Genomic DNA, 21,172 nt, shown 5'->3' on the forward strand with positions numbered 1-21,172 from the left:
CGGTCAGGTGGGCCGAGACTCGGCCGTGTACGGCGCTCTCGAGGGGCCGACTCGGGCCGTTGCAAACCTCCATGGGCGATGCCGGCGTAGTACCCCGTATGACTCGCCTCCAGACGACGCGAACGCCGGAGGGCCGCCGACTCGAAGCCTCGCACGTGCTCGACGTCCCCGCGGCCGACGCCTGGGACCTGCTGGTCGACACCACCCGCTGGCCGGAGTGGTCGCCGATCGTCGTCGGCGTCGAGTCCACGGATCGGCGGATTCGGGCGGGGACGACCGGACGGATACGGATTCCGGGAGCGTGGCTGTCGTTTCGAGTCACCGGCTATCAGCCCGCGGACAGACGCTGGCGGTGGCGGATCACTGGACTCCCGGGCGCCGGCCACCGCGTCGACGATCTCGGCGAGAGCCGCTGTCGGATCGCGTTCGAACTGCCGCTGACGGCGACCGGCTACGTCCCCGTCTGTCTGCGCGCCCTCGAGGGACTCGAGGCGGTGCTTCTCGAGGATCACGAGCGCGCGACGCCTGAGTGACGGTGTCGCCGTCGCCGTCGCCGGCTACGGCGGTCGCTCGAGACCGAACCGATCGTCCGTCCGCGCGTACAGGCTCCCGGCCAGTCGGCCGATGGCGTCGACATCGTTGACGTCGACCTTGCCGTCGGTCGTTACGGAGTTCCGGAGATGGACGTAGCGAACGTCGCCGAGAACGAGCGTGGACCCGCCGACGTCGAGGAAGTCCCGAAGGGTGCATTCGAACGCGATTTTCGCGTCGGCGACTCGAGGGGCGTCGATCAGTTTCGAGTCGGCCCGCTCGATACCGGCGTGGTCGAACTCGCTTTCGTTGGCCGGGAGGGTCGCACTCGTTTCGTTCATCGCATCCGAGAGGCCGTCGGTGACGATGTTGACGACGAATTCGTCCGTTTCGCGGATGTTTCGCGGCGTGTCCTTCAACCCGTCGGCGCCGTCGACGGGCGCGAAGAGGAGCACCGGCGGGTCGACCGACGCGACGGTGAAGAAGCTGTACGGCGCGAGGTTGTCGACGCCGTCCGCGTTCCGTGTGCTCACCCAGGCGATCGGCCGCGGCACGACTGCACTCGAGAGAATTCGGTAGAGCGACCCGTCGTGGGAATCGACGTCGATCTCGAGGAGTTCGTTCGTGTCGTTCGTATCGTTTGTGTCGGTGGTATCGTTCGTCTTACCCGTGTCACTCGTGTCGTTCGGGCCGTTCGCGTCGTTCGTCCCGCCAGTCTCGTTCGGTCCACCCTTCCCCTCCGTCGGTCCGGGTTCGTCGGTCGTCATCAAACGATCACCTCGAGTGCGAGCGGGAAAGCGACGCCGTTCGTGAGCCGGTACAGTCCAGGGCCAGTCGTCGGTCGTGTCTTCGTCATGGGTCTCGTCGTCCGCGGTTCGCCGACGCAACTAACGCCGTGTTAGCTGGTTCGGACCCGAACCGCTAAAGTCGTTCGCGACGTAGTCGGGAGCAGACCCCGACGATGTCATCTCCAGAGACGAAACCCCGCGAACAAAACGTCGGTGCCTGTCCCGTTATCGAGTCCTTAGAGCAGATCGGCTCCCAATGGCGGCTGGCGGTCCTCCACGAACTTCTCGAGGGCGAGCAGCGCTTTAACGAACTCAAACGCTCGACCGGTGCGAACGCGCGGACGCTCTCGCGCGTGCTCGACGACCTCGGCGACATGGGCTTCGTCGAACGGCGCCTCGAGGAAGACGCCCCGATCGCGACGTACTACAGCCTGACGGCCAAGGGCGAATCGCTCGAGCCGGTGTTCGACGAAATCGAGTGCTGGGCCGGCTCGTGGCTCGAGAGCTGTGACGCCTGAGAACGCTGCTACCGCCCCTTCCCTTTCGGAGGCCGCGACCGTCCTGCCCGCTGGGAGATACTGACAGCAAACGCGGACAACTCGAGCGACGCTGCCCGCCCCGCACGTCGCGCCGTTCGTGACGGACGACTCTCTCGAGTGTTCCCGTGCCGTCAAACCTATGCTAGTTCGTCCCGACCACTACCGGTTCGGACGCGACGGACGGTGTGGCGGGCGAGCGGAGTAGATTGGCGCTTTCAGGAAGTAGTAGACCGCGACGCCGAGGAGAGCCAGTCCGAGTACCATCCCGAGCGACCCGAACGCGCCGCCGGCTATGGAGCCCTGTACCAGCAGTATCAGTCCGAGCAGCCCCGGAAGCCGCGACAGTACCCGCCCTTTCAGGGTGAAAATATCGGATTGACAGTTCGGACACCGCTTTGCGTCCGGTTGAACGATCTCACGACACTCGCCGCAGCGGATTTCGCCGTTTTCGACTTTCGGACGAGCGCCGCCGATGAAGAAGTTCTTCAACAGTCCCATGTCTGGCGATTCTATCGCAGTCGCTTAAATTTCGGCCAAAATACCTATCCGTCCTTCATTCTCTCGCAGATTTCGAGGTAAACACATCCACTACGGGCGGAAAATCAGCCATCCGCCCGGAGAAATCCGGCCGATCGATCGATAGATTATCCGCGATACCACGATACCGCGGTACCGACCTCTCTCCACCGATTTTACCCGCGCGTGCTCGAGCGCTTCCAGAGCGTGGTGTCCCCTGCCGCGGACCGTCTCAGCGTACTCGGCCCACCGTTCGCAGGCGGAACGTCCGCCCTCGAGGCCATCCGAGTCAGTACCCGTATCGATACACGAACGTGTACATAGAAACCCATTTACTACCCGACTTCCATCACCGACATGAATGAGTCTTGCCGATTCGGACCGCGAACTCGTCGTCGAGGAACTGGAGCGAGAGCCGACTCCAGCGGAGGCGGCGCTGTTCGAGAACCTCTGGAGCGAACACTGCGCGTACCGCTCCTCGAGACCGCTACTCTCGGCCTTCGACAGCGAGGGCGACCAGGTCGTCATCGGACCGGGTGACGACGCCGCAGTCGTCGCACTGCCCGGGAGCGAGGACGACGAAGCGGACGAGGACGGAGACGATCGCACGTACATTACGATGGGGATCGAGAGCCACAACCACCCGTCCTACGTCGATCCCTTCGACGGAGCCGCGACGGGCGTCGGCGGCATCGTCCGTGACACCCTGTCGATGGGGGCCTACCCGATCGCGCTCGCGGACTCGCTGTACTTCGGCGAGTTCGAGGACGAACACTCGAAGTACCTCTTCGAGGGCGTCGTCGAGGGAATCAGCCACTACGGCAACTGTATCGGCGTTCCTACGGTCGCCGGCAGCGTCGACTTCCATTCCGACTACGAGGGCAACCCACTCGTGAACGTCGCCTGCGTCGGTCTGACCAACGAGGAGCGACTCGTCACCGCCGTCGCACAGGAACCCGGCAACAAACTCGTCCTCGTCGGCAACGGGACCGGCCGCGACGGACTGGGCGGCGCGAGCTTCGCCAGCGAGGATCTGGCCGAAGACGCCGAAACCGAGGACCGACCCGCGGTCCAGGTCGGCGACCCCTACGCCGAGAAGTTGCTGATCGAAGCCAACGAGCAACTCGTCGACGAGGGGCTGATCGAATCCGCCCGCGACCTCGGTGCCGCCGGCCTCGGCGGCGCCTCGAGCGAACTCGTCGCCAAAGGCGGTCTCGGTGCCCGGATCGAACTCGAGCGGGTTCACCAGCGCGAGCCGAACATGAACGCACTGGAGATCCTCCTCGCCGAATCCCAGGAGCGGATGTGTTACGAAGTGACGCCGGACAACGTCGAGCGCGTGCGCGAAATCGCCGACCGATTCGACCTTGGCTGTTCGGTTATCGGCGAGGTCACCGACGGGAACTACACCTGCACTTTTAACGGTGAGACGGTCGTCGACGTCGACGCGTACTTCCTCGGCGAGGGCGCGCCGATGAACGACCTCCCGAGCGAGGAGCCCGAACAGCCCGAAACGGAGCTCCCGGAAACGTCCCTCGAGGACGCCTTCGACACGGTCGTCTCGAGTCCGAACACGGCGTCGAAGCGGTGGGTCTACCGCCAGTACGACCACGAGGTCGGCGTTCGGACGAGCGTCGGGCCGGGCGACGACGCCGCTATTATCGCGATCCGAGAAGCCGAACAGGGGCTCGCAATTTCGTCGGGTGCGGCACCGAACTGGACGACCGCCGCACCGTTCGAGGGGGCCCGTGCGGTCGCCCTCGAGAACGCGACGAACATCGCGGCCAAGGGCGCGACGCCGCTGGCCGCCGTCGACTGTCTCAACGGCGGCAACCCGGAGAAGCCGGACGTCTACGGCGGCTTCAAGGGGATCGTCGACGGCCTCGCGGACATGTGTGAGTCGCTGTCCTCGCCGGTGGTCGGTGGCAACGTCTCGCTGTACAACGATTCCGTGACCGGTCCCATCCCGCCGACGCCGACGCTCGCGATGGTCGGAACCAAAGACGGCTACGACGCACCGCCGCTATCGCTCGAACCCGACACCGACACCACGGTTCTGTTAGTCGGCGACACCGGCCTCGAGAACGGTGATCTCCGACTCGGCGGCTCCGAGTACCTCGCTCGGACCGGCGGTAGCGACCGGTTCCCCGAACTGCCTGCGGATCCCGCCGCCGTCGTCGAGACGCTCGCCGAGGTCGCAAACGACGAGACGACGCTGGCGGTCCACGACGTCAGCCACGGCGGCCTCGCGGTTGCACTGGCCGAAATGGTTACCGACGACGCCGGGCTCGAGGCGTCGATACCCGTCCCCGAATCCGGCAGTGAAACGGCCGCGGCGGCCGCGCTCTTCCACGAGCAACCGGGTCGAGCGCTGATCCAGACTGAGTCCCCCGAGGTCGTCAGCGACGCCTTCGAGGGCGTCACTCCGGTCGTCGAACTCGGCGCGGTGACTGACGACGGCACGCTCGGGATCGCGGTCGGCGACCGAACGCTCACGACCGACGCGGGCGAAATCCGGGATCGACGCGCGACGATCGAACGCGGGCTCGAGTAAGGGTATCAGCATCGGAAATTACTAATCGCCCGATATATTCATATATCCCCGGTACGACGTCTACGACGAACCGACAGCTTCGGGGGAGATACCGTTCGATGGCCACTAATACACCGTCCGTTCTGATCGTCGAGGACGAGCCGGACCTCGCGACCCTGTACGCCACCTGGCTCGAAGACACGTACGACGTCGAGACGGCCTACGACGGTGAAGAAGCGCTCGAAGCGATCGACGAGACCGTCGATGTCGTCCTCCTCGATCGACGGATGCCCGTGCTGTCGGGCGACGAGATTCTTTCGACGATCCGCGAGGACGGCCTCGAGTGTCGCATCGCGATGGTCACCGCCGTCGAACCGGACTTCGATATCATCGAGCTCGGGTTCGACGATTACCTCGTCAAGCCGGTCTCGAAGGCCGAACTCCTGCAGATCGTCGACCAACTTCTGTTGCGCTCGAGCTACGACGAACAACTCCAGCGGTTCTTCGCTCTCTCCTCGAAAAACGCTCTCCTCAAAGCCGAGAAGAGCGATGCCGAACTCCGCTCGAGCGAGGAGTACGCCCAACTACAGGATCAGCTGGCGGTCCTTCGCGTTCAGGTCAACGAAACGATGGAGGAACTCCTCGAGCGGGACGGCTATAGACGGCTCTGTCAGGACATCAGTCGAGGGTCCGTCCGGCAGGATTCGGGGTGAGGTTTGGTCACCCCTGTTTCTCGAGGGTCGTCACGTCACGAATCTCGAGGCGCGTTCCGCCGTTCTCGCCGTTATCGACCGAGAGCGTCCAGTCGTGGGCTTCGGCGATGGCCCTGACGAGTGCGAGGCCGAGACCGTCGATACTCGTCTTTCTGTCGGTCGCAGTGCCGGCGGAATTGGCCGTCGGCTCGAGCACCTGCTCGTGAGCGGCCGGCGGAATTTCGGCGGCGTCGTCTAACAGATAAAAGCCCCGCGAATCATCGGTCGCGTCGAATCCGAGGAGCCCGACCTGAATCGTGACCGTCCCGTCGGCGCGGGCGGCGGCGTCGTCGAACGCCGTTTCGAGCAGGTGGACGAACCGATCGGTGTCGGCTCGGAGCGTCGCCGCTTGTTCGACGATGACTCGGTTTTCGTCGAGCCGTGACCGTTCGAGGGCGGTTTCGATCGCGTCCTCGAGATCGAGCCGACTGCGGGTCCCGACTGTCGCGGCGTTCCGCGCGAACTCCCGAACGTCGTCGACGAGCCGTTCGGCGCGGTCGAGCGTTTCCGTTACCGAATCCTCCGCCAGCGGGAACTCCCAGTCGTCGGTCTTGATGTCGCTCCCGTTCACGTTCCCGCTCTCGGTTTCGGCCTCGTTTCTGTCCTCCAACGTATCCGCAACGGTCGACAGCTGCTGTTTCAGGTCGCTCGAGAGGACGTTAGCGACCGACTCGAGGCGTTCGGTCTGGCGCTCGAGTTCGTCGGTTCGGTCTCGAAGGACCCGTTCGCGCTCGGCTCGATCGAGGGCGGCCCGGGTGTTCTCGACCAGCGTCGAGATGAGATCGACGTCCGTCTCGTCGAACTGGTGGGGCTCGAGCGACCCGGTCATGAGGACGCCGTGGGTGCCGATCGGCGCGATGATCTCCGAGCGAATCGGCGAGTCGGGGTTGTAGAGGTCATCGACCGTCCCCAGATCGTCGAACCGTTCGACGCTGCCGGCTTCGAACACGTCCCAGATCAGTCCCTCGTTGGGGTTAAATCGCGGCAGACCACCGAACTCGTCGTGTGCGCCGGCCGTTCCGGCGACCGGCTCGAGATAGCCGTGTTCCTCGTCTAACAGCCAGACGCCGCTGAGGGGTAGGTCGAGCAGGTCGCTTCCCGAGTGGACGGCGATCGCACAGATCTCCTCGGGGTCGTCGGACTCGAGCAGCCAGCGGGTGACCTCGTGGAGCGACGTAATGATGCGTTCGTACTCGTGGCGGTCCGTGACGTCGCGGACGACGCCGGCGACGGTCGCGACGTCGTCCTCGATCGGAACGATCTGGAATTCGCCGATTCGATCGTTTCCGTACCCGTCGCTAAAGGGCAACTCGAGCCGGCGCTTGTCAGCGTTCCCGACGTCGACGTCGGTAATCGCCTGCCCGATCTCGACGGCGTGTTCGTCCGAGATTCCCGCCAGTTGGGTGAGGGTTTCGACGTGCTTGCCGACGAGTTCGCTCCGTTCGGTGTCGAAAACCTTCTCGATGGCGTTGTTGACGGTGACGATTTCCCGGTTGCGATCGAGGGTAACGACCGCGTCGTGGACCGCTTCGACGGCGGCGGCGTGTTGCGCGAGCGAGGTCTCCTGGGACTTGCGCTCGGTGACGTCGCGCATGTACACCGACAGCCCGGTTTCGGAGGGGTATGCGCGCGCCTCGAACCAGGTTTCTAAGTGGGCGTGATACACCTCGAACGAGACGGGGACCTGCTCGTCCATCGCGTGGTGGAACCCGTCGGGAAACTGGGTTTCGACGGTGTGGGGAAACTCGTCCCACATCACCCGACCGATCAGGTCGTTTCGAGAGCGTTTCAGCAGCGTCTCGGCGCGCTCGTTGAGATAGGTAAACCGGAAGTCCGTATCGAGTGCGAAGAAGGCGTCGGTGACGCGGTCGACGATCGGCACGGATCGCAGCGTCACGGCTCCGAACCCCCATCCCGATTCGATGTCGGCGTCGCGGTCCGTCCGCCACCGGACCGCGACATCCGATCTGTCGTTGTACTCATCAGCAGCCAGTTACTCCCTTCTTTGCGAACCGCCTATTTCAGTGTCGTGGCTGTGTCCCGAAGACGGTTCGATCGGCGGCCAGCTACAGCACCAGCGTCGTTCCGATCCCGCGGTCGGCGGCCCGATCGAACACGAATTCGGCAGTTGCGGCGTCGAGAACCGCCGTCCCGACGCTCTCGAGGACGACGATCTCGTCCGCAGACTCCCGGCCCCGTCGACCGGCTAACACGTCCCCGAATGGGTGAACCTCGAGGGCGACGTGGCCGCGCAGGTCGCCGGTCTCGCGGGCTTCCGCCGGGACGTCGGCGACGACGCGGGACGCGCGTTCGATCGTCGCGGCGTCCAGTTCGCGCATCTCGGGCGTGTACGCGCCGATGGCGATCACGAGCGTGCCATCGGCGAGAGCCTCGCCCGGAAATACCGGCTCGGTGCTCGTCGTCGCCGTGACGACGACCGAGGCGTCCGTCACGGCCTCGCGCGGACTCGAGACCGGCGTCGCCGAGACGCCGAGTTCGGATTCGAGGTCGCGAGCGCAGTCCACGCGGGAGTCGCTGGAGGAGTAGACGCGGATCGACTCGAGGCGGTCGCTGCCGACCGCGGCGGCGACGGCCCGCGTTTGCCAGCGGGCCTGCGTGCCGGCGCCGATCACCGCCAGTTCGATGGGGCCGTCGGTCGCGAGTTCGCGGGCGGCGAGCCCGCCGATACAGCCGGTTCGGGCGTTAGTAATCCGGTTGCCCGCGAGGTAGCCGACCGGCTGGCCGGTTTCCGCGTCGGTGAGCGAAATCTGGGCGGTGACCGTCGGCAACCCGCGCTCGGGGTTGTCCTCGACGACGGCGACGAGTTTCGTCGCGGCGTAGGCGGCTCCGTGGACGTACGCGGGCATACAAAGTCCGGTCCCGGTCGGTTCTTCCGGTGCGTCGGGATCGATCCCCTTCCCGATCGGGTAGTGGGGTCGCTCGGGCCGTTCGACCGAACCCGTTCGTTGCTTTTCAAACGCATCGGCGACGACGGGCAACAGCGCCTCGAGGTCGAGGACCGAGGCGACCTCCTCGTCAGAGAGCACGCGAACCATACGCACACATCGTCGGAGGGCTACTTCAGTGGTGCCGTCGCCCGCGACCGGCCCCGGATTCGCGTCGCAGCGAGCGTTCGGCCGGCGGAGTGTGTTTGTAGTTGGCCGTGGTAGCTTATCGCATGGATATCGTCATCGTCGGCGGCGGTATCGTCGGGACCGCGATCGCAGCGCGCCTCGGTGAGACCGAGCACGACGTTGCGCTCGTCGAACGGTCGGGGATCGGAACGGAGACGACCGCGGCTTCCGCGGGCATTCTGATGGAGACCGTCATCGACCCGACGCCGTTCGACCTGCGGTTTCGCGAGCGAGCGCGGTCGGTCTACGACGACCTCTTCGAGCGGAGTCCGCTCGAGTCGACTCGAGTCGGCGTCCTCTACGTTGCCGAAACGGCGACGTTTGCGGATCGACTCGAAGAGTCCGCGGCGACGCTCAGCGATCGCGGACTCGAGGCCTCGTACCTGCCGGCCGACGAACTGTCGCGGCTCGGCGTCGATCCCGACGGGTTCGTCGGCGGGCTGTACACGCCGAACGACGCGCTCTGCGATCCGACCGCCGTCGCCAACTGGTTCGCCGATTGTGCTCGGCAAACGGGCGTTGAGGTTCGAACGGAAGCGGCGGTAACTGACATCGTCCTCAGCGAGGGCGCCGTCTCGAGCGTCGAAACCGATACCGGCCGACTCGACGCCGACTGCGTGATCAACGCGACCGGTCCGTGGGCACCGGCGGTAAACGAACTGGTCGACGTTTCGCTCCCGCTCAGACAGACGCTCGGCCCGATGGTAGCACTCGAGAGCGACGACCCGATCGAGAGTCCCGTGACGATCCTCGAGTCCAAGCGGTACGTGCGCCCGACCGGCGGAGCCGACGGGACCGGTGCGTGGGTCGGCGAGTACCGGACCGGCTACGACGACGGACAGCGCTACGATCCGGACGAGGCCGCCGTTCCGGACGGCTTCGCCGACTCCGCGAGGGCTCTCGCGACGGTCGTCCCGGCACTCGAGGATGCCTCGGTCGCCGACGAGTGGGTCGGTCTTCGGACCGTTACGCCGGACGGACGGCCCATCGTCGGCGAAACGAACGTGGACGGGTTCGTCGTCGCCTGCGGAATGACGGGACAGGGGATTACGCTCGCTCCGGCCGTCGCAGACGTCGTGTACGGCGTCCTCGAGGAGGATTTGGCCGGCGAATCTCGAGACCGACTCTCCCCGGACCGGTTTTGATGGGATCCGGCCGTGCGGTTGTCACTCGAAATTCGTCGGTGTCAGTGGGCTACTACACCGCGGCGTGACACATCATGAGAACCCGTGATTGCGGCGGTTGACGACGGTAGTGAGGGCTACGAAAAGCGGGCTCCGGTGCCGTCGGTGCAAGACCGACACCGGAGACAGCCAAGTGGGGGTGGGTGGGGGGATGGTTGGTAGACAACGGTCGCGCGGCGAACGCGCGACGAGTGAACACTATTCTGCTTCCACTATCAATCCAGTTCTGATTCCCACTCGCTTGGATACGGCCGTACTCGGTACGCACGTGACCGTACACCGCCGAGCGACCGCGGTACGGAGCTGTTCACCCGCCGAGAGATCCGAACGGAGCGGTGGCCGTTTGCGTTTAAGCGGCTGACAGCTCCGTCGTCGACCGCCGAGAGGCGAACGAAGCCTTATCCTGTGGCGAAGCGATGGGTATCGCATGACAGTAGTCGTGATCGGCGGCGGCATCGTCGGTCTGGCGAGCGCGTACGAACTCGCCACTCGAGGCGCCGACGTCGTCGTCTGCGAACGGGGCTCGATCGGTTCGGGAAGCACCGAGCGATCCGTGGGCGGCATTCGCGCGCAGTTCTCGACGCCGGTCAACGTCGAGTTGTCCCGCGAGAGCATGCGCGTCTGGGAGCGCTTCGAGGAACGGTTCGGAATCGATATCGAGTATCGACGGACGGGCTACCTCTTCCTCGCTCGCAGCGAGGCGGTCGGCGCGGAACTCGAGGAAACGGTCGCGATGCAAAACGAGCGCGGCGTTCCCAGCGAACTGCTGGATCCCGACGCCGCGCAGGAGCACTGTCCGGGAATCGACCCCGATCGGTTCGTCGCGGGGACGTACTCGCCGACCGACGGGTTCGCCGATCCCCATCTCGCATTGCAGGGATATGCACGGGCCGCGACCGACGCGGGTGTTGACATCCGGACGAAGACGCCCGTCACGGACGTGATTCGGGAGGGGGCCGGTGCTGGTGACGACGGTGGCGACACTGCGGGTCGAGTGACTGGCGTCGAAACGCCCGACGGGCGACTCGAGGCTGCGTACGTCGTCAACGCCGCGGGGCCGTGGGCCCGCGAAATCGCCGCGATGGCCGACGTTTCGCTGCCGATCACTCCGAAGCGACGACAGATCGCCGTCGTCAAGCCCGAACAGTCCGTTCCGGAAACCGATCCGCTGACGATCGATCTCGAGAGCGGGTCCTACTTCCGCCCGGATCGAGACGGCGACGCGCTGGTCGGCGGCCACTTCGGCCCGCCCGATCCCGCCCGCGATCCGAACGGCTACGATCGCTCGATGGATTTCGACTGGAGCATCGACGCCCTCGAGGCCGTCGCCGAGTGGACGAGCTACTTCGGGCCCGAGTCGGCGGTCAAACGCGGCTGGGCGGGACTCTACGCGGTGACGCCGGACGATACGGCGATTCTCGAGGAGACGGTTCCCGGCTTCGTCACGGCGGCCGGATTCTCGGGTCACGGGTTCCAGCACGCACCCGCGACCGGGAAACTGGTGGCCGAACTCGTGACCGAGGACGAGGCGTCGCTGGTCGATATCAAGGCGCTCTCGAGCGATCGGTTCGGACGGGACGCCGAGCGACTGGAGCGAAACGTCGTCTGAGAGGTGGGACGACCATGCGAGACGGGGTTTACAGCGAGGATTAGTTGGATGGCCACGACGTCGATTCACGCCTCGGCGGTCAGAAACGCTATACGAGAACGACTCACCGTGCTGGTGCCGGATCCACGAACGGCGGTAGCCGCCAGTCGTTTATGGTGGTGATTCGCATCGGATTCGGCCCCCTCAGTATCGATCGCCGTGATAGACGGCGGTCTCCGGAAAGAGCGCCGACAGCGTCTCGACCGCGCCCGAATCCGTCGCCTCGAGTCGACCTCGTCGCTCGAGGTCGCTGGCCGACCGTGCGCCGACGACGAGTTGCGAGAGCGCGCCGATCTCGAGGGCCGCGTCGGGCGTGGCGTCCTCGGTGAGACGCTCGCAGCTGACTTCGCCGGCCGACGTCGCGAGCCGAAAGACCCCGTCGTTCCAGTCGGCCAGCGGGTCCTCGACGGCGACCGTCAGGGGTGATTCGAGGTTAGGGGCGGAATCAGCGTCGAGATCGGACCTGGAACCGGAAACCGAATCGACGCCGGAATCGGGATACGAGAGCGCAGACAGCGTCTCCGCTACGTCGACGAGTCGAACCATCGGGCCGTCCGTGACGGTCGTGTCGATCTCGTCGGGGTCTCGGGCGACCGCACGAAGCGGGATCTCCTCAGGACCTCGCAGGCGCACGCGCTGGGCCTGCGAGTCGTGATCGGCGCAGAACGACAGCAGCGCCAGGAACGCGTCGTGATCTGCAAAGACGAGTTCGGAGACGTCCATCGTCCGGTCACCCATCTCCCCGTCGATCGTGTAGACGAGGTAGCCCGCGACGTCCCCATTCCCGTCTCCGCCGCGTTCGAATGCGTAAACGAACGGATCTCGATCGTGGCCGCCGAACACGCGATGGCGCCACCAGTCCTCGTCGCGCTCGAGGGCGAGGCCGTACCGGTCGGCGTGGGCCTCGTACGCGGACTCGAGCAGGCCGTAGTCGTTGGCCTCGAGTCTTCGAAATCGGCCGCCCCTAACTCTCTCGTCCGTCGCGAACGACAACACTTCGGGCTCGCAGTCGTGGGTGAGGACGCGGTTGCTCGTATCCCAGCCGTACTGTCGATAGAACCGGTACTGAAACGGCCACAGTATCGAAAATCGAACGTCGTGCTCGCGGTACTCCTCGAGCGAACGAGCGAGCAACTGCCGGACGTGACCCTGTCGACGATACTCGGGCGGCGTCGCAACCGACGCCAGCCCGGCGGTTCGATGGGCGTCCCCGCGGACGCGGGCCTCGAGCCAGTAGTGCCGACAGACACAGCGCGGCGTCGGGTTCTCGGACCCGGTCTCGTCGTCGCTCGCGTACAGCCCGCGACGGGAACCGAGGGTGTCCCGCGGCGTCTCGTGCTCGTCGGGATCGTACGCGGGAACGCCGTTCTCGGGTCTGAACGCGTAGCTTCGATACTCGTGAAAGAGCTCCCGTTCGTCGGGAATCGCGCGATAGTCGACCATACGAACGACGGTGCGGGCGACCGGGAAAACTGTTCGTGATCGCGGACGGCCTGATACTGTCGGACAGAAGTCACTGAGAAGTCGGTCGCGAATTCGCGGCCGTCCTCGAGGATGACGATCGCAGTAGTGCGACCGATCTTCGAATAGTTCTGTCCGGCAGTATGAGATCGACGCTTTCGATCCGTTACTGCCAGTTCCGACTCGAGGTCGGAATCATCGTAAAAAATCGATCGTCGGTCGTTCAGTCGGCTCGCCGGCTGCTGCCGTCGAGTCGTCCGTGTCCGTTAGTCGCCGGTCGCAACGTCTTCGTCGTCGACGTCGACGGAGGTCGCTTCCTCTTCGGCGACTTCCTCGGGGTGGGCCTCGAGGGTCGACTTCTGGATCTCGACGCGGCGAAGCGGGTAGATCGTCTTGGCTTCGCCGTAGATGCCCGACGAGAGTCGGCCTTCGACGACGCTGTCGATGAGTTCCTCGAAGGTCCGCTCGGCAGCGGCCTCTTCGACCATCTCGACCATCTTTTCGCGGATGGCCTTCTCCTGGCTCGCATCGGCCTTCTTGGTCGTGAAGGCGACGGGCTGAATCTGGACGCGGTAGTCGTCCGTCGTGAGGACGGTGACGTAGGCCTCGACCTTCGAGGCACCGCGGCGGACCAGCGAACGGAGGTAATCCCGTGTCAGGGAGTGCTCGACGAACTCCGTGTACGCCGAGTCGCTTCCGACGTCGGTGATCTTGAAGGTGAGCTTCGTGTTGTTCTCGCTGGCGTTGTTGGTCAACTCGCCGAGCGTCGTTTCGATGGTTCGGTCGTAGACTTTCTCCGGTTCGTCAGCGGGGGTTTCGCCGAGTTCCTGGCGGTCGAACTGCTCGGGTGCCAGAACGGTGTACCACCGCTTCTCCTGTTTCGCGCGTGAAACTGATCGTTCACTCATTGTGTGTTGATGTATCTGAGTCGCTGTCGGACACAGGTCCCGTGTCCGTCGGTTGCTCGTCCTGTCCCGCTCGTGTCCGCTCCGTAACCTCCATCGCGACCTCGAGGTTGACGACGTAATCGTCGACGTTCGAGTGCAGACCGCCGGTCGTCTCGCGGTCGATCCGCGTCACGACCGCGTCGCCGTCGACGACGGTCTCCATCTCGTCGGTGTTGTCCGGGCACAGCGCCCGCGCAACGAGTTCGGGATCGTCGTGGGTTGTCCGGATCGTCGCTCGCCGGCTCATAGTCGCTCCCTCACTGCCGCGATGATCGTCGATTCGTCCCTGGCCGTGTCGTATCGCAGATAGCCGCGGCGGCGGCTGCTGTCGTATTCGACGCCTTCCTGGGCTCCGTTCGAATCCGAATCGTCGGCACCCAGTTCCCGCGCAACGGCCTCGACGGTCGCGCCGAGGTGATCGTCGCCGCGGGTCGCGATCGCAGCCTCACCGTCTCCGACGGCGAGAACCACGGGTTCCGGCGATCGGTAGGTGGCCGCGATGCGAGCGACCGTCTCGACCGGCCCGTCGTCGATGCCGACGACGAACAGGCCGTCGTAGCGACCGGTCGACGCTCCCTCGAGCGCCGCGTGGGCGCGACGACCGTCCTCGCGCCAGGCCGCAAGCGCCGGCTCGTGGACCCCATGGCCCATCGCGAGCGCAGCGCCGGTACCGGGCTCGGTCCGGGCCGTCGCCTCGAGCACATCCGCGTAGCCGCCGACCGTCGCGAACGCGTGGTCGGGCGTCGCGTACGGTCTGAGCGCGCGCTGGATCGTCTCCGCGGCGGCCGCGGCAGCCTCGTCGTCGCCGACCACGTCGAGTGCGACGGCGGAAGCGATCGCTCGGTGATCGTCCCCGTCGAAATCAGCGGGCTCGTCGAGATCGGCGCCGAGCCCCTCGAGTGCGTCTCGAGTTGCGTCCGGATCGCCCGACCACGGCGCGCGGAGGCGCGTCGAGTGAGCGATCCCGTCGACCGGATCGCCCGTCGGGATCCCGACGCCCGGTCGGCGCTCGACGAGACCGCGTTCGCGCGCGGTCTCGAGGATCCACTCACTCTCGCCGGCACCCGGCTCCACGTCGGCGGCGACGAGGCCGGCCAGTGCGAGCACGGGATCCGGCGTCGATCCGATCTCGCGGACGACGTCGAGCGCTGCGAGCGTGGCGGGTCGGTCGGCGTCGTCGAGTCGTGTGACGTCAGCGTCGATCGCGCCGACGCCGATCGTGACGTCATCGGTCGCCGGCTCGCGGTCGCGAACGCGTGCGGTTCGATCCGCGACGGTCCGGCCGACGCTCACCTGGAACGGCGTCCCGCGGTCGGTCAGCGCTCTCGCGAGGAGACCGCTCGTCGCGAGCGCGTCGCCGTCGGCCCGCGCAACGATGTGCGCGAAGCCGGCGCTCTCGAGTGCGCTGGCGACGGGGGCGGACGACGGCTCGGCGGAACGACGCTCGGTTGCCATATTGTGTGCGTATCTGCGTTCAGGGGTCGGCTTACTTCTCGAGGAGTTCCTTCGCCGTTTCGTAGTTGTACGAGAAGTCCGGCTCGAGTTCGTCACCGCGGTAGTAGTCGGCGAGTCGGCGGACCTTCGATTCCGTGTTCTGCAGGGCGCGCTTGTTCTGGTAGTCCTGCGGGTTCTCTCGGATGTGCTCGCGCAGGCCGATGGCGCGCTCCATCAGGTTGCGAAGGTCCTCGGGAATGTCCGCGGTCGCGTCGTTTTCCTCGAGGATCTCGCCGATCTTCTTGCCGGTCGCCAGCTTGACGTCCGGGATGGGCGTGCCCGTGACGCCTTCGTCACGCAGCTTCATGCCGATCTGGCTCGGCTCGTAGCCCTGCTCCGCTAGTTCGACGACTCGAGATTCGATATCGTCCGAGTCAACGTCGCTCCACTCCGGTGGTTCGTCTGCCGCTGGCTTGTCCGAACCGGACGAGCCACGGCGGCGGGTGTGCATTCGTGCCATTGTTGAGGATAGGAACCGCACTGACCGCTCCGATAGTGTGACAGCCGAAACCGGCTGCCCGTGCACTTCCGCAATCCCAAGCCATCCGGAAAGAGTCGATGGCACAGTCAGATTTGCGGCCGTGCGCTTCCCACCGTCGCTTTCGCTCGGACGGACTAAAGGGTTTCTAGACCGTGACGGATCTGCGTGTGCGGCGCTGTGTGGGTTTGGGTCCGCTTACTCGAACGAATGAACTGGTGGAGTGGTACTCGAGGCCAGCGCTTCTGCCTCGAGGCCTACAACAACTCGTGCGTGAGGGTGTGCAGCGACCGGCCCTATGCGAGTCATAGACAGGGGCGGCTCGACAATTTCGAGGGGTTTATCTATTCCCGACGGAAATGGAGGAATGCGAACGAGGGCTCGTAGATCAGAGGTAGATCACTCCCTTGGCATGGGAGAGGCCCCGGGTTCAAATCCCGGCGAGTCCACTCGAAATTAACCGTTCTACCGAGGGTTTCTAAACTTCGAGTAGGAACGCTGTATTTCTCAGAATTTATCTCCGTGAGGACGTGTTTCGGTTTCAGCTGCGCCGACTGCGATGGTTGCGAATCGATTCCTGTCGGACCGGCTATCGCGTCGTGTCATCGGATACTCACCACGGGACTCACTCGGCTTCGATTTAGAGGGGTGTTCACAGGAAGAGTCTCAGTTACGAGGGATAGCCGAACGTCGGTTGGTAACAGTGTTCGCTCCGCAAACTCGATCGCGTTCGACCACTGCCCTGAAAACATGTACCGCTTACTCGTTCGCTCGAGTCGCGTCTGCCCGTTCTTGAGCCTGCTCGATCTTCCCGTCGAGTTTCTTCAAAACGGAGTACTTGAACTCGTCTGGCATCTGGCCATACTCGATGTCGACGGTCACCATCGCATCGCAGTCGTCGACGATCTCGGGAGCCCACTTGCCGCGGGCGAGTTTCGACTCTTCCGTGACGACCGCTCGGCCATCCTCGAGGTCGATGAACGCGGTCACGGTGTTCCAGATCTGAGGGTCGCTCGTGGTCGCCTCGTCGAACAGTCCCTCGAGTCGCGATTCCTTGATCGGTTCCGCGGCTATTTCGTCCCGCAGATCCTTGAGGGCGTCGGCCAGCGCTTCGTACTCGGCTGCAGGGGTGTCCGAATCGTCGAGGATCATCGCATCCACCTCGTGCTCGTGGTGTCGATGGTGACAGCGGTGTCGGGTGCCATAGTGATACGCATGTATGTGTGATCGAGTGTTGAACCTGTGGCCCTAAGAGCCTCGCTACTTCGTCCGTGATCGGGATAGTAGTATATGAACAACTGGAACTGTTCACACACCGACTTCCAGCGGCTACTATCGTCGGTGATACGATTGACGACTACGATAGTGTCGGATAGCGTCAGTCGGGTGGTGACCGACTGCTGTTGGTACCGTCTCCACCCAACCGTTGCCGCTCGGATCGGCGGAGTACGTGATCATCCGTAGTGGCCCGGACTTTCCTCGAGTTCTCACTCCGCTCCGGATCCGGCCACCGAGTCCTCTGTGGAGTCGTCGACAACCTCGAACGCGTTCGCACCGCAGGAACAGCCCTCCTGTCCGATGATCCGAACTGTCCCGTCCGGCCACTGCCGCGCCGCATACACGGACCCACACTCTTCACACGTTGCCAAAACCCTCGTTACATCGTCCTTATACGCCATCCCCGAGTTATCACCTAGTGAAACAGTACAAAAAAGCTTTCCACTTGGAAAAACCTGACAGCGGAGACGGTCGTACTCTCGGGTAATCGACAGTTCCCGAACGTAGCTGTGATGCCATCTCGAGTAGCGACCGCCGTCTCGCGTCCGTTCCACAGGTGGCGCTCGAGTCCAGTACCAGCCCGTTCACAGTGAGATAGATTAGCACTGATTCAGCCTCGTTCTATGATATTCTCGAGTCGTCTCTCGAAACCGACGATAATCTATCACTGTAGGGGAATACCATCGGCAAACTACTGAATTGCGGCCCTCGAGGACCGGTCAGGAACGCCGTACTCGAGTACACGATCCATTCCGTTCGGATTTAGTGACAACCTATTTATTATTGGTCCTCTCGAGGGGTTATCTGTGACGCTGAGCGATCAGTTTCGGGGTGGGACGCGGGTGGGCCGTCGAAAGGTGGCCCGACCAGCGTGTCGAACCGCGCCACGACGGAGACGCGAATCGATGCACGCACCGGCCGGGAAACGCGCCGGCGGTCGGACGACTACCGACGAGCGGTCCCGCGGGGGTGGCGACCGCAGCTATCGGTGCAGACGCCGCCGCTGCCGTCGAGCGAAGGGGGCCGATCGCGGTCGACGGTGCCCGGCGGTCGGTCGCAACCTGTCTCTACGCGGTCACCGAACACCGCGGAACGCGCCAGCGGAGATCGAACACGCAGCCCTCTCACGACGGCAACTCAGCTATGGATAACGCTCACTCGAGGCCGAACGTAACGATGTCTTCACACCGAGACACGGACGTCATTATCGTCACTGTGGTCGAGGCACTGGCCGAAGCCGATCGACTCGATCTCGACGAGGTCGAGTACACGCTTTACGAGTACATCAACCCGGAGATCCTCACGGAGTTGGCCGACCAGCAGAACGGTTCCTGGGAGTTCACGTTCGAGGTCGCCGACCACGAGGTGACGCTCGCGAGCGACGGACGGTTGTTCGTCGATGGCGTCCTCTGCCGGACCGATCTCACGCTGCGTGAGTCTTCGTCGACGTGTCCGTACCGCTGACGTCGCGAGCCACGAGTCTCGTCGTCTCGTCGTGAGCGTTGTACTCGACCGGCACGCTCGCCGGACCCGTATCTACATTGCTGGGCCGACGGCGGTCGCCGAAGGGGCGACAACGGCCGCTACCGGAACCGAACTGATTGTGCGGTAATAGCTCGACGACGAGGAACTTCACTCGAGCGATACGGTATCGCTCGAGGACCCGATACGCCGTCCCGACCGCTCGCTACAGCAGCATCGAGACCACCGCGAGGACCAGGAACAGGAGGACGAGCCACTTCGCGATTGACATGGTCATGCCAGCGACACCAGTCGCGCCGAGCGCACCGGCGATGATCGCGATCACGAAGAACAGCAGTGCGAGTTCTAACATACCTGTATGAAGGGTAGTCCGCTGCAAGTGAATTAGGCCTGAATACGCCATATTCTCCGATATGGGTGATTGTCACAAGAACGCACGTCGATCCGCGAGCCGTTCGGTGGGCGGAACCTACTGCGAGACCACGCCGCGGGGAAGACGGCAGACGACGCGCTAACGTGAGCGCGGGACTCGAGTAACCACGGCGCGTCGCGGGACGTCTCCACTCAGCCGGAGTAATACGAACGGCGAAAACAGTACGTCGATGCGGACTACAGATTCTCAGTTAGGTCCCGATACGGGCGTGATAACACCGCAGTCGCGGGCCATCGACTACAGCCTGTCACTCGTTCAGGTGCGAACGGTACCCTTTGGGTTCGAACCCGCGCCGACAGACGACGCGTTTTCGACCGACCGTAATCGCGCTGACCTGCCCCTCGTCTTCCATCCCGGAGATGACCTCCTCGAGGTGGTCGTCCGACCATCCGGTCTCCTGGCGGACGGTCGACCGATCGACCCGGCCGCCGCGTTTGACCAGAAGCCTGAGGATCTTGTCCTCGTCGGGCAAGTCCTGTTCGTTGACGCCGTACTCGATCTCTTCGGCGTAGCTCAGCGTTTCGTCGTCGTTGTCGTCCGGTTCCGCCGTCGTAGACGCTTCCTCCGTCGTCTCCTCCGCCGAACTGGTCGACCAGAGCGACGAAAGGCGGGTCCAGAGCGTGTTGAATACCATCATTGATCACCCGTTGTTGAAACTATCGCTAGTTGAACGCGCAGTTACCTTGATTTTCCGTTTCATCTGTTATCTATTCCTGTAGCTGCTGGTTACGGTATGTCTATCGTACACTCTTCACGATCGATAGCATCGGCCTTGCGGCCTGCAAGTCGGTTATCACATCACCGGTTCGACACGCCCGGTTAGTGGGATGAGCGATCACAGATATGTACGAACCCGTCGAACGATGTTATCGATATTGTACGTTTCCTCACTCTTCTCGAAGATCACGTCGCCGTCGACACGAACGACAAAGACACCGTCGTCACCGGTGGCAAGCGTGACTGCCTCGAGTTGCTCGCCAAACGTCGACAGAAGCGCGTGCTGAAGGTCCTCGGCGCGACGGAGGAACCCGCACGGAACACAGTACTCGATTTCGACACTCGCCATACTCCGTGGTTCATCATCCTGATACAAATCAGTTCGGTAGCGAGCGCATTCTCCCCTTCGTGTCGGATATCGTTAACTATCGTTCGCTGTGACGGTTTCGAGATAGGACTCCGCGAGCGCGGTGAGCGTCTCGTGGTGGTTCGTCGAGTGTGGTGCGGTCAGCGGGGAGACGCTGATTCGTCCCTCGACGACGGCCCGGCGGTCGGTTCCCTCGGGGTCGGGAAGGGTGTCGGGGTCCATCCGTTCCCAGACGCGATCTTTCAGGTGGACGCGCGTTCCGTTGCGCTCGGCGTCCATCTCGTACCGTTTCGAGGGCCTGGTAATCTCGATCGGTGCGGGCTCGCCGTCCGGAAGGGGGACGTTGACGTTGAGGTATGCGGCGTGTTCGAAGACACCAGCGCCGAGCGCGTGCTCGATCAGGTAGGACGTGACGCGGGTGGCTTCCGCGTACTCCTCGGCACCGAGATCGATCTGACTCAGCGGCGTCTCGCCGGCGGGAACGTACATGGAGGTCGCGATGGCGGGAACGTCGAAGAAGGCGGCCTCGACGGCGGCGCTGATCGTCCCCGAGCGACCGAGGACGTACTCGCCCAGATTCGCCCCCTTGTTACAGCCCGCGACGACGATGTCGGGATCCGGACCGAGTTCCGCCAGTCCGGCGACGACGCAGTCCGAGGGCGTTCCGTAGACGGCGTACCCCAGATCGCGTTCTTCGACGTCGACCTCGTGGGACATCGAGCGGCCGCAGGCGCTCTGATCGGTCGCGGGGGCGACGACGGTTACGTTTCCCTGCTCGGAAAGAACATCGTACAGCGCCCGAAGCCCGGTGCTGTCGATCCCGTCGTCGTTCGTTAACAGGATCTCGAGGGGATCGCTCATATCAACCGCGTCGAAGCCCGGCGCGAAAA

The 21,172-nt window shown here is 64.2% G+C and carries 21 protein-coding genes and 1 tRNA gene; 8 read left to right on the forward strand and 14 right to left on the reverse strand.

The window, feature by feature from the left end; translation table 11 throughout:
* The first annotated feature begins 98 nt into the window (after window positions 1-98).
* Entirely contained in the window at window positions 99-533 is a 435-nt protein-coding gene (locus GS429_RS09685) for an SRPBCC family protein (RefSeq protein ID WP_160065004.1), read from the forward strand.
* A 24-nt stretch (window positions 534-557) separates the two neighbouring features.
* On the opposite strand, the gene GS429_RS09690 is transcribed toward GS429_RS09685, so the two are convergent.
* Window positions 558-1,139, reverse strand: coding sequence for a flavin reductase family protein (locus tag GS429_RS09690; protein WP_425438200.1), 582 nt, complete (start codon window positions 1,137-1,139; stop codon window positions 558-560).
* Between the two features lie 353 nt (window positions 1,140-1,492).
* Between GS429_RS09690 and GS429_RS09695 the strand changes: the two genes are divergently transcribed.
* Window positions 1,493-1,837 carry a winged helix-turn-helix transcriptional regulator gene (locus tag GS429_RS09695; RefSeq protein WP_160065008.1) on the forward strand — a complete coding sequence of 115 codons (345 nt, stop codon included), beginning with the start codon at window positions 1,493-1,495 and terminating at the stop codon, window positions 1,835-1,837.
* Window positions 1,838-2,017: 180 nt separating this feature from the next.
* Here GS429_RS09695 and GS429_RS09700 read toward each other — a convergent pair whose 3' ends face one another.
* Entirely contained in the window at window positions 2,018-2,356 is a 339-nt protein-coding gene (locus tag GS429_RS09700) for a hypothetical protein (protein WP_160065010.1), read from the reverse strand.
* A gap of 379 nt (window positions 2,357-2,735) precedes the next feature.
* Between GS429_RS09700 and purL the strand changes: the two genes are divergently transcribed.
* Together purL and GS429_RS09710 are read left to right on the forward strand one after the other, a co-directional pair.
* The gene (gene purL, locus GS429_RS09705) at window positions 2,736-4,928 is read left to right on the forward strand and encodes a phosphoribosylformylglycinamidine synthase subunit PurL (protein ID WP_160065012.1); all 2,193 of its coding nucleotides are present in this window, start codon (window positions 2,736-2,738) and stop codon (window positions 4,926-4,928) included.
* A 98-nt stretch (window positions 4,929-5,026) separates the two neighbouring features.
* A complete protein-coding gene (locus GS429_RS09710; RefSeq protein WP_160065014.1) occupies window positions 5,027-5,620 on the forward strand; it encodes a response regulator in 594 nt (197 codons plus the stop codon).
* 7 nt (window positions 5,621-5,627) lie between these two features.
* Here GS429_RS09710 and GS429_RS09715 read toward each other — a convergent pair whose 3' ends face one another.
* Window positions 5,628-7,556: a sensor histidine kinase gene (locus GS429_RS09715; RefSeq protein WP_328821327.1), complete on the reverse strand. Its 1,929-nt coding sequence runs from the start codon at window positions 7,554-7,556 to the stop codon at window positions 5,628-5,630.
* A 169-nt stretch (window positions 7,557-7,725) separates the two neighbouring features.
* Window positions 7,726-8,715 (reverse strand): ornithine cyclodeaminase family protein, encoded by a 990-nt coding sequence (locus tag GS429_RS09720; protein ID WP_160065016.1) that lies wholly within the window; start codon window positions 8,713-8,715, stop codon window positions 7,726-7,728.
* A gap of 122 nt (window positions 8,716-8,837) precedes the next feature.
* Here GS429_RS09720 and GS429_RS09725 point away from each other — a divergent pair, with 122 nt between their 5' ends.
* Both GS429_RS09725 and GS429_RS09730 read left to right on the forward strand, forming a co-directional pair.
* The gene (locus GS429_RS09725; RefSeq protein WP_160065018.1) at window positions 8,838-9,938 is read left to right on the forward strand and encodes an NAD(P)/FAD-dependent oxidoreductase; all 1,101 of its coding nucleotides are present in this window, start codon (window positions 8,838-8,840) and stop codon (window positions 9,936-9,938) included.
* A 466-nt stretch (window positions 9,939-10,404) separates the two neighbouring features.
* Window positions 10,405-11,586 (forward strand): NAD(P)/FAD-dependent oxidoreductase, encoded by a 1,182-nt coding sequence (locus GS429_RS09730; protein ID WP_160065020.1) that lies wholly within the window; start codon window positions 10,405-10,407, stop codon window positions 11,584-11,586.
* A gap of 183 nt (window positions 11,587-11,769) precedes the next feature.
* Here GS429_RS09730 and GS429_RS09735 read toward each other — a convergent pair whose 3' ends face one another.
* From GS429_RS09735 to GS429_RS09755, 5 genes are all read right to left on the reverse strand, one after another.
* Window positions 11,770-13,068, reverse strand: coding sequence for a GNAT family N-acetyltransferase (locus tag GS429_RS09735; protein ID WP_160065022.1), 1,299 nt, complete (start codon window positions 13,066-13,068; stop codon window positions 11,770-11,772).
* Window positions 13,069-13,352: 284 nt separating this feature from the next.
* Complete coding sequence (locus tag GS429_RS09740) at window positions 13,353-13,994, reverse strand: 30S ribosomal protein S3ae (RefSeq protein WP_160065024.1); 642 nt, start codon at window positions 13,992-13,994, stop codon at window positions 13,353-13,355.
* Window positions 13,987-14,280: a KEOPS complex subunit Pcc1 gene (locus GS429_RS09745; protein WP_160065026.1), complete on the reverse strand. Its 294-nt coding sequence runs from the start codon at window positions 14,278-14,280 to the stop codon at window positions 13,987-13,989. Before GS429_RS09745 ends, GS429_RS09740 begins: the two co-directional genes overlap by 8 nt.
* Window positions 14,277-15,488, reverse strand: a complete 1,212-nt coding sequence (locus GS429_RS09750) for an exonuclease (protein ID WP_160065028.1) — start codon at window positions 15,486-15,488, stop codon at window positions 14,277-14,279. The genes GS429_RS09745 and GS429_RS09750 overlap by 4 nt, the downstream gene beginning before the upstream one ends.
* Before the next feature lie 31 nt (window positions 15,489-15,519).
* Entirely contained in the window at window positions 15,520-15,987 is a 468-nt protein-coding gene (locus GS429_RS09755) for a 30S ribosomal protein S15 (protein ID WP_160065030.1), read from the reverse strand.
* 395 nt (window positions 15,988-16,382) lie between these two features.
* Between GS429_RS09755 and GS429_RS09760 the strand changes: the two genes are divergently transcribed.
* Window positions 16,383-16,454, forward strand: a tRNA-Ala gene (locus GS429_RS09760).
* 310 nt (window positions 16,455-16,764) lie between these two features.
* Here GS429_RS09760 and GS429_RS09765 read toward each other — a convergent pair.
* The gene (locus GS429_RS09765) at window positions 16,765-17,157 is read right to left on the reverse strand and encodes a hypothetical protein (protein ID WP_160065032.1); all 393 of its coding nucleotides are present in this window, start codon (window positions 17,155-17,157) and stop codon (window positions 16,765-16,767) included.
* A 957-nt stretch (window positions 17,158-18,114) separates the two neighbouring features.
* Between GS429_RS09765 and GS429_RS22475 the strand changes: the two genes are divergently transcribed.
* Entirely contained in the window at window positions 18,115-18,747 is a 633-nt protein-coding gene (locus GS429_RS22475; protein WP_328821328.1) for a HalOD1 output domain-containing protein, read from the forward strand.
* Window positions 18,748-18,970: 223 nt separating this feature from the next.
* Here the strand turns inward: GS429_RS22475 and GS429_RS09775 are convergent, their stop codons facing one another.
* The 4 genes from GS429_RS09775 to surE all read right to left on the reverse strand — a co-directional run bounded on the left by GS429_RS09775 (window position 18,971) and on the right by surE (window position 21,143).
* Entirely contained in the window at window positions 18,971-19,117 is a 147-nt protein-coding gene (locus GS429_RS09775) for a DUF1328 domain-containing protein (RefSeq protein WP_160065034.1), read from the reverse strand.
* A 328-nt stretch (window positions 19,118-19,445) separates the two neighbouring features.
* On the reverse strand, window positions 19,446-19,832 hold the full coding sequence (locus GS429_RS09780; protein ID WP_160065036.1) for a helix-turn-helix transcriptional regulator: 387 nt from the start codon (window positions 19,830-19,832) through the stop codon (window positions 19,446-19,448).
* Between the two features lie 201 nt (window positions 19,833-20,033).
* Window positions 20,034-20,264, reverse strand: a complete 231-nt coding sequence (locus GS429_RS09785) for an Rdx family protein (RefSeq protein ID WP_160065038.1) — start codon at window positions 20,262-20,264, stop codon at window positions 20,034-20,036.
* 72 nt (window positions 20,265-20,336) lie between these two features.
* Window positions 20,337-21,143, reverse strand: coding sequence for a 5'/3'-nucleotidase SurE (gene surE, locus GS429_RS09790; RefSeq protein ID WP_160065040.1), 807 nt, complete (start codon window positions 21,141-21,143; stop codon window positions 20,337-20,339).
* Window positions 21,144-21,172: the final 29 nt, after the last annotated feature.

Origin of the sequence: Natronorubrum halalkaliphilum, assembly GCF_009834785.1 — an archaeon.
GTDB classification, from domain to species: domain Archaea; phylum Halobacteriota; class Halobacteria; order Halobacteriales; family Natrialbaceae; genus Natronorubrum; species Natronorubrum halalkaliphilum.

Bases quoted from the DNA above. Each gene is read 5' to 3' on its own strand.
- GS429_RS09685 (WP_160065004.1), top strand. From the start codon at position 99: ATGACTCGCCTCCAGACGACGCGAACGCCGGAGGGCCGCCGACTCGAA.
- GS429_RS09695 (WP_160065008.1), top strand. From the start codon at position 1,493: ATGTCATCTCCAGAGACGAAACCCCGCGAACAAAACGTCGGTGCCTGT.
- GS429_RS09700 (WP_160065010.1), bottom strand. From the start codon at position 2,356: ATGGGACTGTTGAAGAACTTCTTCATCGGCGGCGCTCGTCCGAAAGTC.
- purL (WP_160065012.1), top strand. From the start codon at position 2,736: ATGAGTCTTGCCGATTCGGACCGCGAACTCGTCGTCGAGGAACTGGAG.
- GS429_RS09710 (WP_160065014.1), top strand. From the start codon at position 5,027: ATGGCCACTAATACACCGTCCGTTCTGATCGTCGAGGACGAGCCGGAC.
- GS429_RS09720 (WP_160065016.1), bottom strand. From the start codon at position 8,715: ATGGTTCGCGTGCTCTCTGACGAGGAGGTCGCCTCGGTCCTCGACCTC.
- GS429_RS09725 (WP_160065018.1), top strand. From the start codon at position 8,838: ATGGATATCGTCATCGTCGGCGGCGGTATCGTCGGGACCGCGATCGCA.
- GS429_RS09730 (WP_160065020.1), top strand. From the start codon at position 10,405: ATGACAGTAGTCGTGATCGGCGGCGGCATCGTCGGTCTGGCGAGCGCG.
- GS429_RS09735 (WP_160065022.1), bottom strand. From the start codon at position 13,068: ATGGTCGACTATCGCGCGATTCCCGACGAACGGGAGCTCTTTCACGAG.
- GS429_RS09740 (WP_160065024.1), bottom strand. From the start codon at position 13,994: ATGAGTGAACGATCAGTTTCACGCGCGAAACAGGAGAAGCGGTGGTAC.
- GS429_RS09745 (WP_160065026.1), bottom strand. From the start codon at position 14,280: ATGAGCCGGCGAGCGACGATCCGGACAACCCACGACGATCCCGAACTC.
- GS429_RS09750 (WP_160065028.1), bottom strand. From the start codon at position 15,488: ATGGCAACCGAGCGTCGTTCCGCCGAGCCGTCGTCCGCCCCCGTCGCC.
- GS429_RS09755 (WP_160065030.1), bottom strand. From the start codon at position 15,987: ATGGCACGAATGCACACCCGCCGCCGTGGCTCGTCCGGTTCGGACAAG.
- GS429_RS09765 (WP_160065032.1), bottom strand. From the start codon at position 17,157: ATGATCCTCGACGATTCGGACACCCCTGCAGCCGAGTACGAAGCGCTG.
- GS429_RS09775 (WP_160065034.1), bottom strand. From the start codon at position 19,117: ATGTTAGAACTCGCACTGCTGTTCTTCGTGATCGCGATCATCGCCGGT.
- GS429_RS09780 (WP_160065036.1), bottom strand. From the start codon at position 19,832: ATGGTATTCAACACGCTCTGGACCCGCCTTTCGTCGCTCTGGTCGACC.
- GS429_RS09785 (WP_160065038.1), bottom strand. From the start codon at position 20,264: ATGGCGAGTGTCGAAATCGAGTACTGTGTTCCGTGCGGGTTCCTCCGT.
- surE (WP_160065040.1), bottom strand. From the start codon at position 21,143: ATGAGCGATCCCCTCGAGATCCTGTTAACGAACGACGACGGGATCGAC.